This window comes from Limnomicrobium aquaticum, from assembly GCF_040545545.1.
Classification (GTDB): domain Bacteria; phylum Pseudomonadota; class Alphaproteobacteria; order Rhizobiales; family Rhizobiaceae; genus Ensifer_A; species Ensifer_A aquaticum.
This window is the reverse complement of record NZ_JBEPMB010000003.1, coordinates 1-14722: the sequence shown is the minus strand read 5'-3', so window position 1 is coordinate 14722 and position 14722 is coordinate 1. Positions and strand designations below refer to the sequence as shown.

General features: G+C 61.2%; 11 protein-coding genes. 7 read left to right on the top strand and 4 right to left on the bottom strand.

The window, feature by feature from the left end:
- Nucleotides 1-2: 2 nt before the first annotated feature.
- Genes fba through rpe form a run of 3 tightly spaced genes read left to right on the top strand, consistent with a single transcriptional unit; the run spans nucleotide 3 to nucleotide 3188 of the window.
- On the top strand, nucleotides 3-1082 hold the full coding sequence (gene fba, locus ABID16_RS11780; RefSeq protein WP_354556543.1) for a class II fructose-bisphosphate aldolase: 1080 nt from the start codon (nucleotides 3-5) through the stop codon (nucleotides 1080-1082).
- Between the two features lie 30 nt (nucleotides 1083-1112).
- On the top strand, nucleotides 1113-2492 hold the full coding sequence (locus ABID16_RS11775) for a ribulose-bisphosphate carboxylase (RefSeq protein ID WP_354556542.1): 1380 nt from the start codon (nucleotides 1113-1115) through the stop codon (nucleotides 2490-2492).
- Between the two features lie 27 nt (nucleotides 2493-2519).
- On the top strand, nucleotides 2520-3188 hold the full coding sequence (gene rpe, locus ABID16_RS11770) for a ribulose-phosphate 3-epimerase (protein WP_354556541.1): 669 nt from the start codon (nucleotides 2520-2522) through the stop codon (nucleotides 3186-3188).
- A 54-nt stretch (nucleotides 3189-3242) separates the two neighbouring features.
- Here the strand turns inward: rpe and ABID16_RS11765 are convergent, their stop codons facing one another.
- Both ABID16_RS11765 and ABID16_RS11760 read right to left on the bottom strand, forming a co-directional pair.
- On the bottom strand, nucleotides 3243-4709 hold the full coding sequence (locus ABID16_RS11765; protein ID WP_354556540.1) for an L-fucose/L-arabinose isomerase family protein: 1467 nt from the start codon (nucleotides 4707-4709) through the stop codon (nucleotides 3243-3245).
- 93 nt (nucleotides 4710-4802) lie between these two features.
- Entirely contained in the window at nucleotides 4803-5165 is a 363-nt protein-coding gene (locus tag ABID16_RS11760) for an IS30 family transposase (protein WP_354556539.1), read from the bottom strand.
- A gap of 197 nt (nucleotides 5166-5362) precedes the next feature.
- On the opposite strand from ABID16_RS11760, the gene ABID16_RS11755 reads away from it, so the two are divergent.
- Genes ABID16_RS11755 through ABID16_RS11740 form a run of 4 tightly spaced genes read left to right on the top strand, consistent with a single transcriptional unit; the run spans nucleotide 5363 to nucleotide 9996 of the window.
- Nucleotides 5363-6283, top strand: coding sequence for a sugar ABC transporter substrate-binding protein (locus tag ABID16_RS11755; protein ID WP_354556538.1), 921 nt, complete (start codon nucleotides 5363-5365; stop codon nucleotides 6281-6283).
- Nucleotides 6280-7056 (top strand): ATP-binding cassette domain-containing protein, encoded by a 777-nt coding sequence (locus ABID16_RS11750; RefSeq protein WP_354556537.1) that lies wholly within the window; start codon nucleotides 6280-6282, stop codon nucleotides 7054-7056. Before ABID16_RS11755 ends, ABID16_RS11750 begins: the two co-directional genes overlap by 4 nt.
- Complete coding sequence (locus ABID16_RS11745) at nucleotides 7049-8059, top strand: ABC transporter permease (protein ID WP_354556536.1); 1011 nt, start codon at nucleotides 7049-7051, stop codon at nucleotides 8057-8059. Before ABID16_RS11750 ends, ABID16_RS11745 begins: the two co-directional genes overlap by 8 nt.
- A 17-nt stretch (nucleotides 8060-8076) precedes the next feature.
- On the top strand, nucleotides 8077-9996 hold the full coding sequence (locus ABID16_RS11740) for an alpha/beta hydrolase fold domain-containing protein (protein ID WP_354556535.1): 1920 nt from the start codon (nucleotides 8077-8079) through the stop codon (nucleotides 9994-9996).
- Nucleotides 9997-10143: 147 nt separating this feature from the next.
- On the opposite strand, the gene ABID16_RS11735 is transcribed toward ABID16_RS11740, so the two are convergent.
- On the bottom strand, nucleotides 10144-10863 hold the full coding sequence (locus tag ABID16_RS11735) for a SapC family protein (RefSeq protein ID WP_354556534.1): 720 nt from the start codon (nucleotides 10861-10863) through the stop codon (nucleotides 10144-10146).
- 61 nt (nucleotides 10864-10924) lie between these two features.
- A partial coding sequence (locus ABID16_RS11730; RefSeq protein WP_354556533.1) for a beta strand repeat-containing protein occupies nucleotides 10925-14722 on the bottom strand: 3798 nt, incomplete at its 5' end.

Sequence of the window (14722 nt, the reverse complement as noted above, 5' to 3'; positions counted from 1 at the left end):
CCATGGCGCGCATCACTCTCAGACAGCTTCTCGACCACGCGGCGGAGAGGGGCTACGGCGTCCCCGCCTTCAACATCAACAACATGGAACAGGCGCTGGCCATCATGGAGGCCGCCAAAGCCTGCGACGCACCGGTGATTGTCCAGGTGTCGCGCGGCGCACGCGCCTATGCCAATGACATCATGCTGGCCAAGATGATGGAGGCGCTGGAAGCGATCTATCCCGATATCCCGCTCTGCATCCATCAGGACCACGGCAACAATGTCGCCACATGCCTTTCGGCCATCCAGAGCGGCTTCACCTCCGTGATGATGGACGGCTCGCTGAAGGAGGACGCCAAGACCCCCGCCGACTACGCCTATAACGTTGCCATCACCCGCGAGGTCACCCGCCTCGCTCACATGGTCGGGGCCTCCGTCGAGGGTGAACTCGGCTGCCTCGGTTCGCTCGAGACCGGCCATGGCGAGGCCGAGGACGGGCATGGATTCGAGGGCGCGCTCGACCGTTCCATGCTTCTGACCGATCCGGAAGAGGCCGCCCGTTTCGTGGCAGAGACCGGCGTCGATGCGCTGGCAGTCGCCATCGGCACCTCGCACGGGGCCTACAAGTTCACCCGCAAGCCGACCGGAGAGGTTCTGGCGATGGATGTCATCGAGAAGATCCATGCGCGGCTGCCGAACACGCATATCGTCATGCATGGCTCGTCCTCGGTGCCGGAGGAATGGCAGGCGATTTTCAACGAGAACGGCGGCGAGATGCGCGAGACCTATGGCGTGCCGGTGGAGGATATCGTGCGCGGCATCCGCTCCGGCGTGCGCAAGGTCAATATCGACACGGACCTCCGCCTCGCCGCAACGGCCGCCATGCGCCGCGTCGCGACATCGGCGCGATCCGAATTCGATCCCCGCAAGTTCCTGAAGCCTGCGATGGACGCGATGCGCCAGGTCTGCGCCGCACGGTTCGAAGCCTTCGGCACGGCCGGCAATGCCAGCCGCATCAAGCCGATCGCCATGAGCGACATGGCGCGCCGCTACCAGTCCGGCGCGCTTGACCCCCAAGCAGAAACCCACAAGGCAGCCTGATCGCGGCAAGCCAACCAAGGAGAGTAGATCATGGACCAGTCCAACCGCTACGCCAATCTTTCGCTCAAGGAAGAGGACCTGATCAGGGGCGGCAAGCATGTCCTTTGCGCCTATATCATGAAGCCGAAGGCCGGTTACGGCTATCTGGAAACGGCTGCCCATTTCGCCGCCGAATCCTCCACCGGCACCAATGTCGAGGTCTCGACCACCGACAATTTCACCCGCGGCGTCGACGCCATCGTCTACGAGATCGATGAGGCGCGAGAGATCACCAAGATCGCCTATCCGGTCGATCTGTTCGACCGCAACATCACCGACGGGCGGGCCATGATCGCCTCCTTCCTGACGCTGACCATCGGCAACAACCAGGGCATGGGCGATGTCGAATACGGCAAGATGCACGATTTCTACGTGCCGCCGAATTTCCTGCGCCAGTTCGACGGACCGACGACGACGATCAAGGACTTGTGGCGTGTGTTAGGCCGGCCGGTCGTCGATGGTGGTTTCATCGTCGGCACCATCATCAAGCCGAAGCTGGGTTTGAGGCCCGCACCTTTTGCGGCGGCCTGCTATGATTTCTGGCTGGGAGGCGATTTCATCAAGAACGACGAGCCGCAAGGCAACCAGGTGTTTGCGCCATTCAAGGAAACGGTGCGCGAGGTGCGCGATGCCATGGTGCGCGCGCAGGACAAGACCGGCCAGGCCAAGCTCTTCTCCTTCAACATCACCGCCGACGATCACTATGAGATGCTGGCGCGCGGCGAATATATCCTCGAAACCTTCGGGCCCGATGCCGACCATGTCGCCTTCCTCGTCGACGGCTATGTCGCCGGGCCGGCGGCGATCACCACCGCGCGGCGCAACTTCCCCCGGCAATACCTGCATTATCACCGCGCCGGCCACGGGGCTGTGACCTCGCCGCAGTCGAAGCGCGGTTACACATCCCATGTGCTCGCCAAGATGTCCCGACTGCAGGGTGCATCCGGCATTCATGTCGGCACGATGGGCTTCGGCAAGATGGAAGGCGAGGCATCCGATCGCGAGATCGCCTACATGATCACCGAGGATGCCGCTCAGGGGCCGTTCTACCATCAGGAATGGCTGGGCATGAACCCGACGACGCCGATCGTGTCGGGCGGCATGAATGCGCTGAGAATGCCCGGCTTCTTCGCCAATCTGGGTCATTCCAACATCATCATGACGGCCGGCGGCGGGGCCTTCGGCCATATCGACGGCGGTGTGGCCGGAGCGACGTCGCTACGGCAGGCCGAGCAGTGCTGGCGCGCCGGTGCCGATCCGGTGGATTTCGCCCGCGACCACCAGGAATTCGCCCGCGCCTTCGAGAGCTTCCCGCATGATGCGGACCAGCTCTATCCCGGCTGGCGCTCGCGCCTGAAGATCGCCGCGTAACTGGAACCGAGAGCGAAAGGTCCTCCCATGACCCCGATCATTGCACCCTCCATGCTGTCTGCCGATTTCTCCCGTCTCGGGGACGACATGGAGGGTGTCGTGCGGGCCGGTGCGGACTGGATTCATCTCGACGTGATGGACGGCCATTTCGTGCCGAACATCACCTTCGGCCCGCCCGTCATCAAGGCGCTCAGACCGCGGACCGACAAGGTCTTCGACTGCCACCTGATGATCGCGCCGGCCGATCCCTATCTGGAGGCCTTCGCGGATGCGGGCTGCGATATCATCACGGTTCACGCCGAGGCCGGCCCGCATCTCGACCGATCGCTGCAAAGAATCAGGCAGCTGGGCAAGAAGGCAGGCGTCTCGCTCAATCCTTCAACGCCGGAAAGCGTCATCGAATACGTGCTTGACCGTCTCGATCTGATCCTCCTGATGACGGTCAATCCCGGCTTCGGCGGCCAGGCCTTCATTCCCGCCGTCGTTGAGAAGATCAGACGGGTGAGGGCGATGATCGGCGACCGGCCGATCGACATCGAGGTGGATGGCGGCGTGACGCCGGAGACCGCGCCGCTGGTTGCGGCGGCCGGCGCCAATGTTCTTGTCGCCGGCTCGGCCGTCTTCAAAGGATCCGGCGAAGCGGACTGGCGATCCAATATCGAGGCGATCCGCACCGCCGCCGCCGCCGGTACGTGATGCGAGTTTCTCTGGCGTCAGAACGCTATCTTCAATTGCTCCGTGCGCCCAGTCTCAAAACCTCGGCGGGAAGGCAAGCGATGCTTCCGGCCGGGCATTGTGATGATAAATCGGCCACTTGAGATATCGATAGACCGCTTCCTTGACGACGTTGGCATGATGCCCGCGCACCATCGCGACATGATGCTCGAAACCGTTATAGGATACGAAGCGCATGAGGTCGCGGAGATTGGGAACCTTCGTGACCGCGATGCCGCCGTCCATCGGGAAGGGGTCGTCGGTAAACTCGCCTTCTCCGAGATAGCACTTGACCATGCCGGCGCGGTCGTCGGTCGAGAGACGGAAATAGGTCATGTCACCGGCCCGGACCTTGCCCTTGACGGCGCCGAAGCACTTCTCCCGGCCGATCGTTTCGCCCAGAACGTCGAGTTCCCCGATTTCGGGGGTCGCGCCGAAAAAGCTCTTGGGATAGTTGCCGCAATGGGTGCAGACGCATTTGTCGGCTTCATAGGCGTAGTTGTTGTTCCAGTCTAGAATGGCCGACGGCGCGCCGGACGCAAGCGACAGCGCATACATCGAAAGAGCGCCCATGATATCCACCTCGCAGGCGGACGGCATGAGTTCCTCACCCATCATCGACATGGTCAGGCAGGTGGCGCAGCCGAAATTGTCCTGCAGCGAGCGCCAGCACTGGATGGCGGAGGCATCACAGCCGTTCTCCTCGATCCAGGCATTGACCGCGAGCGTCCACTTTGCCTGACGGACGATCTGCTCCTCTTTGATATGCGCAGGAATGGTACCGTAGGCGCGGATGCGGTCGAGCTTTTCGACCAGCGCCGGGTCATTGTCCGCGATGCGGGCTGCCGCACCCATCATTTCGGACAGATCCACCGTCACCACCGTGATGCCGGACGCCTGCAGCAGCTTTTCGGAATAGCGCATCGTCTGGAAGGCGCCGGTGCGCGCGCCGATGGCGCCGAGCCTTGCGCCCTTCAGTCCCCGAACGGTGCGACAGACACGGGCGAAACGATCCAGATCGCTGCGGAATTCTGCGCCTGCGATATCGCAGGTGTGGGAGGTGGTTTCCGTGAAGGGCACGCCATACTGATAGAAGTTGTTGGAGACGGAAAGCTTGCCGCAGAACGCGTCGCGCCGCTCGTGGACCGAGACCTTGTCAACCTCGTCGTTCGACGCCTGCATCAGGATCGGGACGTTGAGACCTGCCCGATTGACCAGTTCTGCAACCGCAATCTCGTCGCCGAAATTGGGAAGACAGATCACAAGTCCGTCGATCTCCTCGCGTTTCGAACGGAAGAAGGAGGCATATTTGTCAGCGTCGGCAATCGTCTGGACCGCACCGTTGACCGTCGCCTCGAACGGCAGAATGTGGGCATCCACGCCGAGGGACGCCAGTTGCGCCAGCACCTCCTCGCGTGCCGCCCGGCATGGCGCACCGTTGAAGAATGCGCGACTTCCGATGACGACGCCAAGCGCCGTCCGCTTCTGAATAAACCTGCTCAAACTCAAGCCTCCCAAATTCCCAAGCGGGCTCCTCCCGCGTTTTGTTTGAGGCATCTTTGTTGACAGCCGATTGTTTGTCCAGCGCTGGACGCGTCAGCCCAAGTGCGACCTTGGTCGGCGTGACGGTTTCTCGGTTCTGCAACCATGTCCGATGACATTGGCTCGAAAGATCTCGGCTGGTGTTCGAAAGCCGAGGCACTTTCTCGGAGTTGCGTTCAGACCTGCGCAGAGGATGCGCAGGTCGTTTTGCGTAAAGGTCTCGGGATCGGTGTCGCGGCAGATAAAACGCCTGAGCCCCTTGTTCGCATTTTCTGTGCTGCCCTTCTGCCAGGGCGATTGCGGGTCGCAGAACCACATGCGAGCGCCAAGCTCCGCCTGCAGGTGAGGCCAGTCGACGAACTCCGAGCCGCGATCGAAGGTGCCCGAGCGACGCGTACGCGCCCTGCGGGGCCTCAATGCGTTCCATGTTGCGACGTATTCACCTAATTAGTACTACTAATTAAGAGACTTTCCCTTAAGGCGCACTTTGTCAAGGCGAAATAGGTCAATTTTTGAGAGTTTGTCGGTCTAGATGAAGATATAATAGTACTTATTAATTGACGACCAGTTTTTAATGTGGTTAGATTTTCTCGTTCTTGAGGAGGAGCAAGATTATGAAATTGTCATCGTCACTTTTTGCGGCCGCAATGGCCGGCTTCATCGCATCTGCAGCCCACGCCGAAGGCCCGATCACCATTGGATTTGCCAATCCCTTGCCCGCCTACCCGGTCTTCGTGGAGGCGGACAAGTGCTTCAAGGAAACCTCGGCAAAGCTCGGGGTCAACGGCCAAACATCCGGACCGACGGGGCTTCAGGTTGACAACCAGTTCGTTCTGGATCGGCTTTCGCAATATATCGCGACCGGGGCAAAGGGCATCATTCTCGTTCCCTTCGACGGACCGATGTATGAGCCCGTCATGAAAGAGGCCAAGAGCAAGGGCATGTTTGTTGTCACCATGAATACCGGTGACACAACGAAAACCCAGGATGTTCAGGTTGGAACGGACTACGGCAATCAGGGGAAGGTTGTCGCCCAGAACCTCGCAGCCAGAAGCGGCCAGCAGAACGTGATCATTCTCGGCAATCAGCCGACCGGTGTTCACCGTGTCTTCGTCAATGGCTTCGAGGCGGCCGCCAAATCATTCCCTAATGTGAAACTGGTGGCCGAAGGTTTCGACTCCGGCGATCCATCACAAACGACGGATGTCGTCTCGCGCATCATGACCGCCCATCCGGAAGCCAATGTCGTGCTTTCGTGGGAAGGAAACGCCGTTGCAGGCATTACGACCGCCATCAAGGAAAAAGGCGCGATCGGCAAGGTGGTTGCCGTGGTCAACGACATGACGCCGGAAGTGGTTGCTGGCCTGAAGGACGGCACGATCTACGGCACCAGCCGTCAGAACTTCTGCGCCATGGCCTCCAAGGGTGTCGAGAGCATCGTGGCCCTTTCAAAGGGTGAGAAGGTGGAGAAGAATATCGACACCGGCATCACGTTTGTGACCAAGGCAAACCTGGATGCGGAGCTGAAGAAGTGAGCATTCCTCTCACCTCCCCGGCGCCGTTTTCCGCAGAGAAATCCGCTGGTCTCGAGTTGAAGGGCATTTCGAAGGCGTTTGGTCAGGTTCAGGCGCTTTCAAATGTCGATCTGCATGTCGCCCCAGGCGAGATTCTGGCGGTTCTTGGCGACAACGGAGCGGGAAAGAGCACGCTGATCAAGACCATCAGCGGCGTCTACAGGCCCGACAGGGGGACGATCCGGGTCGGCGGCGTTGAAAAGACTTTTCACTCGCCAGCCGATGCCCGCGACGCAGGGGTCGCAACCGTCTTTCAGGACCTCGCGCTTGTCGAGGTCCTGGATGTCGCAACGAACATGTATATCGGGCAGTTGCCGAAACGCGGCTGGTTTGTGGACCGGGCGAAAATCGAGCGCGACACGCGCGCGCTCCTCGATGATCTGAAAGTCACCGTCAAGTCCGTCAAGACGCCGATCGGCATGCTGTCGGGTGGTCAAAGACAGATTGTCGCCATCGCGCGGGCGATGCGAACAGGCGCGAGCGTCGTGCTTCTCGACGAACCGACGGCGGCACTGGGTGTCAAGGAGACGGCGCACGCGGCGAACCTCATTCGCTCGCTTAGAGACCGGGGGGCGGCTGTGATCTGCATCAGCCATGATATCGGGTTTGTATTCGACATCGCCGACCGGGCACAGGTGATGCGCCTTGGCCAGACGGCAGGCATTCGCAAGATTGCCGAGACCGATCGCAATGACATTATCGGGCTCATCACGGGAGCACATCGTCATGGATAGCGGCAGCACGATTGAGCAGGCCAAGATTTCAATGGATGTGGATACAAGCTGGAAGGCAAGACTTTCCGGGATGGCGCAAAAGGCAGGCCTACTGATGGTCATCGTCCTGCTGTGCGCAATCTTCGGATCCTTCAATCCGGTCTTCCTGAGCTACGGGAATTTCATGGAAATCCTGCGCGCCGGTTCCCTCTATTTCATCGTGGCCTGCGCTTCGACGATGATACTGGTGGGCGGCGGGCTCGACTTCTCGGTCGGTTCGATTTTTCCGTTGGGCGGCATTGTCGCCGGCGCGTTGATGCTGGCGGGAATGCCCTGGCCGGTTGCGATCATTTTCGGCGTTCTGGCCGGTGCCCTTGTCGGCCTCGTCAACGCCATTGTGATCGTCAAATACGATGTACCCCCACTGATCGCGACGCTCGGTACGTTTTTCGCCATCGGAGGCGCCATCACCGTCTACACGGGCGGCACCAATCTTTTCGGGTTTCCGGATTCGTTCAACATCCTGGGCCAGGGGCGCTTCTTCGGCATTCCCTATCTCGTTTTCTACGCCGTCATATTCGGCGTGATTTTCCATATCCTGCTCGAACACACGGTCTTCGGCTATGAAACGCGCATTGTCGGCGGCAACAGGCAGGCAGCCTCCGCAAACGGCGTGCGAGTCGAATGGCTCGACATGAAGCTCTACGCCCTGTCGGGCGCAACGGCGGCACTCGCCGGCATCATGTTCGTCGCCCGCACCAGCACGGCATCACCCGCCGCCGGTGGTTCCGCCCTGACATTTCAGGTGATCACTGCAATCATCATTGGCGGTACCAGCCTGTTTGGTGGTACGGGCTCCATCACCGGCACCGCGCTCGGCGTCATGATGTTTGCCGTTCTCAATAACGGTCTGGCCGTGATCAACGTCAACCCGCTATATCAGAACATCTTCATAGGGTTCGTGCTGGTCGCTGCCGTAGCGTTCGATCAGATGCAGCGCAAACGGCGTTTCAAAGCACGCTGACACCGTCGAGGAATGACATGAGCCTTCTCATCAACAAGAGAAATCCCACCGCCGTTCCGGGTCAAATTGCCATGGACCTCGCGCTGGCGATGGAACGGATCGAGCAGCGTCAGAGCAAATCCATGCAGGACATGGTCATGAATGCGGCCGACTACCGGGCATGGTTCGATGACTATACGAGCGTCATCTCTTCGCGGGAGGAGCGCGCACAGGTCGAAACGCGGGATACCATGGTTTCCGTTGACGGTCTCGATACGGCCGTGCGCATCTATGAACCGCCGCAGGCGCAATCTGTCATAGTCTTCGTTCATGGTGGTGGATGGATCATGGGCAGTATCGAAACGCATGATCATCAATGCCGCTGGCTTGCGTTGAACACGTCCAGTCGCGTGATTTCGATCGAATACGGATTGGCGCCTGAACGCCCCTATCCTTTTGCGGTCAACCAGGTTGCGGGCGTCGTGCAGAAGATCATGACGACCGCCGAGCTGCACGCGGACATGCCGATCTTTGTTGCCGGCGACAGCGCGGGTGCCAACATCGCCGCCATGGCCATTCTCGAACTGCCGAGGACCGACAGGGAAAAGCTGACGGCATTCATTTCGATTTACGGTGCCTATTCGCCCCACATGAATCTCTCCTCGCACAAGCTGTTCAAGGATGGAACCTACGGTCTGTCAAAACAGCAGATGCAGTTCTTCTGGAACCTCTACGCGCCGCATATCAGCCCGGAAGACCGATCGCAGATCACAATTCTCGGCCGCCAGATCGATTTCTTCCCGCCGACACTCTGCATCGGCGTGGAGTACGACCTGCTGCTGGATGACACGCTGTCCTTCTACAGCGATCTCGCCAGCATCGGTGCGGATGTGACCCTGTCGCTTTGGCCTGGCCTGACACATGGTGTTCTGCACTTTCTCGGCATTGTCGACAGCGTCACGACGTCGGCGCAAACCATCGTGCAATTTGTGGCAACCCGCCGCGGGGGTGATGGGCGGGGCTCGGACAATCCCAGCATCGGCAGATTACTGACCGAACCGCGTTATCGCTCCATTGTGCAATTGCCGATGCTGGAGCAGGAACAGCGCGTTTCGGTCGGCAAGACACTTGCCATCACCGCACCCCATCTCATTCCACGCGGGCGGCTGCATGGCTCGCTGACCTACATGCTGGGCAATGAGATCATCAGCGGGAAATACCCGCCGGGCGAGCTGCTGCCCTCCGAGGACGAGGTCGCCCCGGATCGCGCGGTGTCACGTAACGCCTACCGAGAAGCGATCCGGACCCTGGCGGCCAAGGGCCTTGTTGTCGCGACCCCGAAAGTGGGTACGAAGGTCGCCCCGCGCGACAATTGGCGCGTGCTCGACCCGGATGTGCTCGCCTGGCAGCTCGAATCGGCGCTGGACGAGGACTTTCTCAAGAGCCTGTTTGAGATGCGTAAGGTTGTCGAGCCGAGCGCCGCCGCACTTTGCGCCGTCCGCCTGACGAAGGCAACGCGCGCGGAGTTTGCCGATGCCCTGTCGAAGCTGACGCATAACGCGCTCTATGATCCCGCCTGGATCAGCGCGATGCTCAAATTTCACCGGCTGCTGCTGGAGGGAAGCGGAAATCTCCTGCTGGCCGGACTGTGGCCAAGCTTCGATGTCGGTCTGCGCTGGTTGGCGAACCTGCACGCGGTCTATGGACAGGAAGGCCGCATGCGCGACCCGGTCGGCGATTACGCCATGGTGTTCGACAAACTCGCCTCGCGGGATGCCGAGGCGAGCATGATCCATGCTGCCTATCTGATCGATGAAGCGCTGGCGGATGCGGCCAGCATCCTGCAAAGCCTGGCCGCTGGTGACATCCCCTACAACAGGCCGGCTGTCCATGACGCGGATGTCGAATTCGGGACGGCAGGGCAGCTCGCAGAAGCGTCTTCCACCAAGGACCATTGATCCCAACGGGCGGCGCTCCCATGGAAATGCCGCCCGGCAAAGTTGCCTTCCCGGCGCGATGCTTTCAGAAAACGCCGACCTCGCGCCCAGGGACGACCAGGCCCATGACAAACATCAGCCGTTGCGTAGGCCGGGGCAGGTAGGCGGTCAAGCCGCCTCCGCGCGCAGCGCGAACCGGTCGAGATTGGCGAGGCTGGCCAAATGCGCATAGACCATTGGGATGAACCCCATTTGGCGGAGCCGGAGAAAGTCCTTGTCCGGAAGGGCGTTGAATTTCTGAAGATCGATCATCATCAGTCCGTGCATCACCCGGCGATCCTGGGCCGCGGGCTGGACATCGATGGTGACCGTCTGGAAGAGATCGAGTTCCGCCATCGTCTTCACGAACTCATCCGTGCGCCGGGCCGCGACAAGGTAATCGTTGATGAAGCGGATCTTGTCCTGAAGCAAGGCCGTCTCTTCGCCGCTCTCATCAAACAATGGCTGGCCGGTCTCCGTGCCAAACAGCTCGCTCGACTGGTCGATGCAGACGATGGACTCGGCACCCTCGACCTCACCGATGATGAACGGATAACGGCGGAGATAGGCGGGAACGTAGATATCCTCCCATCGTCCGTCGCTGGCGATGAGCCGATTGTCGCCGGGGTTCATCCCGAGCAGGAAGACGGCGCTTGGGACCTTTGCGCCGGGCAGAAAAACGATGGGCAGAGTGCGCCCGCCCATGCCGAATTCATCGACAATGGCTGGAACGACATGCGATTGCGCCGCGAATTTATACCGGGGCGGCTCCCCCTTCAGCCTGAACGACTTGTGATGCATACGATCCAGCGGCACGATTTCCTTGTAGAAAATGGGGGTATCTACCATTGCACTTGTCCTTCATTGCGTGTTGCCGGCGCTGCGATGCCATTCATCTTGCGGCGCCTTGTCATTGGAGTGTGGGCGTGCCGCTCGAAAACTTGATCGCCAGCGGTTGTTTGGCGGTCCAGTTCACGGCGGGCACATAGCCCGAACTGTTCATCGGCGCGTCGCCCGATGTGGCATAGACGCTGGGGTCGGGGTTCCAGGTTGGAGCGGATGCGTCGTTGCTGTCTTCGTTTGCAGACCCGACGCTGCCGATCACCTGGCCGACATTGCCCGCCAGACTGAAGCCGAGGATCATGCGTCCGTTCATGTCCTGCCGGACCTTTGCGCCCGAGGCGAACTGGACGACGAGCGAATTCGTGGTCGTTTCCAGCCCGTATTGCTGCAGATAGAAGCTGCCGGTCGGCAGATAGGACTGCACGCCGTAGCCATTCTGCGGCGACGCGAAGAAGGCGGTCATGTAGATGCTCTGCTGCGCCGTTGTCAGAAGCAGGCTTTGCATGATCCTGCCGCTGCCGATGACGACATTGCCCGAGGTGGTGGATATCGAGGCCGTGTTTTCGTTCAGAGAGCCGATATTCAACAGGTTTGGCGTGACGATGCGCAGCGAAGCCGACTGGCCCATGGCCCCCCGGTATCCGCCGAGATTGACGTTGAAGCTGCCGGAAGCGCTCGGGTCCTGCGACAGGGTCGTCACATCGATGGAGCCGGAAGCCAGATTGACGGTCCCGGAGGCGATCAGCTGGCCAATCGAGACGCTGCTGCCGGCCCCGATGGTCACATTGGCCGGGTCGATCTTGGCGATGTCAATCGTGGTCGCGGCATCCAGGGTGACATCGCCGGGGGCGGAAAGTTCGGTTCCGTTGATCGCGCCGGATTGCGACGTAGCGACGATGCTGCCGGCGCTCGAGATGATATTGCCGAAACCGATGTTTCCGTAAGCCGTATAGTTTCCATCGCCGCCGCTGTTCGCCGAACCGACGGTCAGCGCACCGCCCGTCGAGGCCATGCGGAGCGCGCCTGCCGTGGTGGCGCGGGCGACATGAATCGCGCCTGCGGCCTGAACGACACCCGTCCCGTTGTTGGCCCTGAGCGAGGACGCCGAGACGGTGGTCGTAGCGGCGAGGTTGAAGCCGCCGTTCGCTTCCAGCGTGTCGGTGCCAGTCACGCCAATGGCTGCTGTGTCGGATATCAGCGCGATATCGCCGGCGATGCCGGTGGTCTTGAGGTTCGTATAGGTCAGATTGTTCTTGGAATGCAGCGTCTGGCTGCCGCCGCTGGTGGCAGAGCCGATGGTGAGGGTGCTGCCTGAAGCGGTGGCAACGATGGTCGTAGCGGCAGATAGGTTCGACCAGTCGATACGGCCGTGGGTTGCGCCTATGCCGATCTTCCCGAGGGTCGCGGTGATGTCCGACCCTATGCTTTCGGTGTAAGCCGAAAGAATTGTGTCGCCGGAAGCGGCGACCGTCGTGCCGCTGACAGCGCCGGCAGAAGACGTTGCAGAGATGTTGCCGCCTGTGGACTTCAGAAGCGTAAAGCCTATGTCGCCCACCGCCATATAGGTCGCATTGCCGCCACTCGTGGCGGAGCCGACCGTGAGCGTGCCGCCGGTCGAAGTGATGCCCAGCGTGGTCGCGGCCGTGATGTCGCTCGCATTGATCGCGCCGGCTGCCCGCGCAAGGCCTGCGCCGTTGTCGGCCTTGAGCGAGGAAGCGGAGATCGTGGTTGCGGCCATCAGGCTGAAACCGTCGTTCGCTTCCAGCGTGTCCGCGCCGGTGACGGCGATGGCGCCCGTATCCGAGGTGAGGGCGATAGCGCCCGCATCCCCGGTGATGCCGGTTGTCTTGAGGCTCGTATAGGTCAGATCGCTCTTGGAATGCAGCGTCTGGGTTCCGCCGCTTGTGGCGGAGCCAACCGTCAGGGTGCTGCCTGTCGAAGTCATGCCCAGCGTCGTTGCAGTCGTCACGACGCCGACGTTGACGGCACCTGCAGCCTGTACAAGGCCTGCGCCCTGGGCGGCCTTGAGCGACGAAGCCGAGATCGTGGTTGCGGCGGCAAGATTAAAGCCGCCATTGGCTTCCAGCGTGTCCGCGCCCGTGACGCCGATGGCGCCTGTATCGGAGGTAAGGGCGATATCGCCCGTATCCCCGGTGATGCCGGTGGTCTTGAGGTTCGTATAGGTCAGATTATTCTTGGAATGCAGCGTCTGGGTTCCGCCGCTTGTGGCGGAGCCAACCGTCAGGGTGCTGCCTGTCGAAGTCATGCCGAGTGTGGTTGTTGTTGTTACCCCACTGATATTGATCATGCCCGCGGCTTGGATCAGCCCTGCACCCTGGTCGGCCTTGAGCGTCGACGCGGAGATCGTCGTCGCGGCCGTCAGGCTGAAACCGCCATTGGCCTCCAGCGTGTCCGCGCCGGTGACGGCGATGGCGCCTGTATCGGAGGTAAGGGCGATATCGCCCGTATCCCCGGTGATGCCGGTCGTCTTGAGGCTCGTATAGGTCAGATCGCCCTTGGAATGCAGCGTCTGGGTTCCGCCGCTTGTGGCGGAGCCAACCGTCAGGGTCCTGCCTGTCGAAGTCATGCCCAGCGTCGATGCAGCCGTCACGACGCCGACGTTGACGGCACCTGCAGCCTGCACAAGGCCTGCGCCCTGGGCGGCCTTGAGCGACGAAGCCGAGATCGTGGTTGCGGCGGCAAGATTAAAGCCGCCATTGGCTTCCAGCGTATCGGTGCCCGTGACGCCGATGGCGCCCGTATCCGAGGTGAGGGCGATATCGCCCGCATCCCCGGTGATGCCGGTTGTCTTGAGGCTCGTATAGGTCAGATCGCTCTTGGAATGCAGCGTCTGGGTTCCGCCGCTTGTGGCGGAGCCAACCGTCAGGGTGCTGCCTGTCGAAGTCATGCCGAGTGTGGTTGCAGCCGTCACGACGCCGACGTTGACGGCACCTGCAGCCTGCACAAGGCCTGCGCCCTGGGCGGCCTTGAGCGACGAAGCCGAGATCGTGGTTGCGGCGGCAAGATTATAGCCGCCATTGGCTTCCAGCGTATCGGTGCCCGTGACGGCGATGGCGCCTGTATCGGAGGTAAGGGCGATATCGCCCGTATCCCCGGTGATGCCGGTCGTCTTGAGGCTCGTATAGGTCAGATCGCCCTTGGAATGCAGCGTCTGGGTTCCGCCGCTTGTGGCGGAGCCAACCGTCAGGGTCCTGCCTGTCGAAGTCATGCCGAGTGTGGTCGCGGCCGTCACGACGCCGACGTTGACGGCACCTGCAGCCTGCACAAGGCCTGCGCCCTGGGCGGCCTTGAGCGACGAAGCCGAGATCGTGGTTGCGGCGGCAAGATTAAAGCCGCCATTGGCTTCCAGCGTGTCCGCGCCCGTGACGCCGATGGCGCCCGTATCCGAGGTGAGGGCGATATCGCCCGCATCCCCGGTGATGCCGGTCGTCTTGAGGCTCGTATAGGTCAGATCGCTCTTGGAATGCAGCGTCTGGGTTCCGCCGCTTGTGGCGGAGCCAACCGTCAGGGTGCTGCCTGTCGAAGTCATGCCGAGTGTGGTTGTTGTTGTTACCCCACTGATATTGATCATGCCAGCGGCTTGGATCAGCCCTGCACCCTGATCGGCCTTGAGCGACGACGCGGCGATCGTCGTCGCGGCCGTCAGGCTGAAACCGCCATTGGCCTCCAGCGTGTCAGCTCCGTTGACGGCGATGGCGCCCGTATCCGAGGTGAGGGCGATATCGCCCGCATCCCCGGTGATGCCGGTTGTCTTGAGGCTCGTATAGGTCAGATCGCTCTTGGAATGCAGCGTCTGGGTTCCGCCGCTTGTGGCGGAGCCAACCGTCAGGGTGCTGCCTGTCGA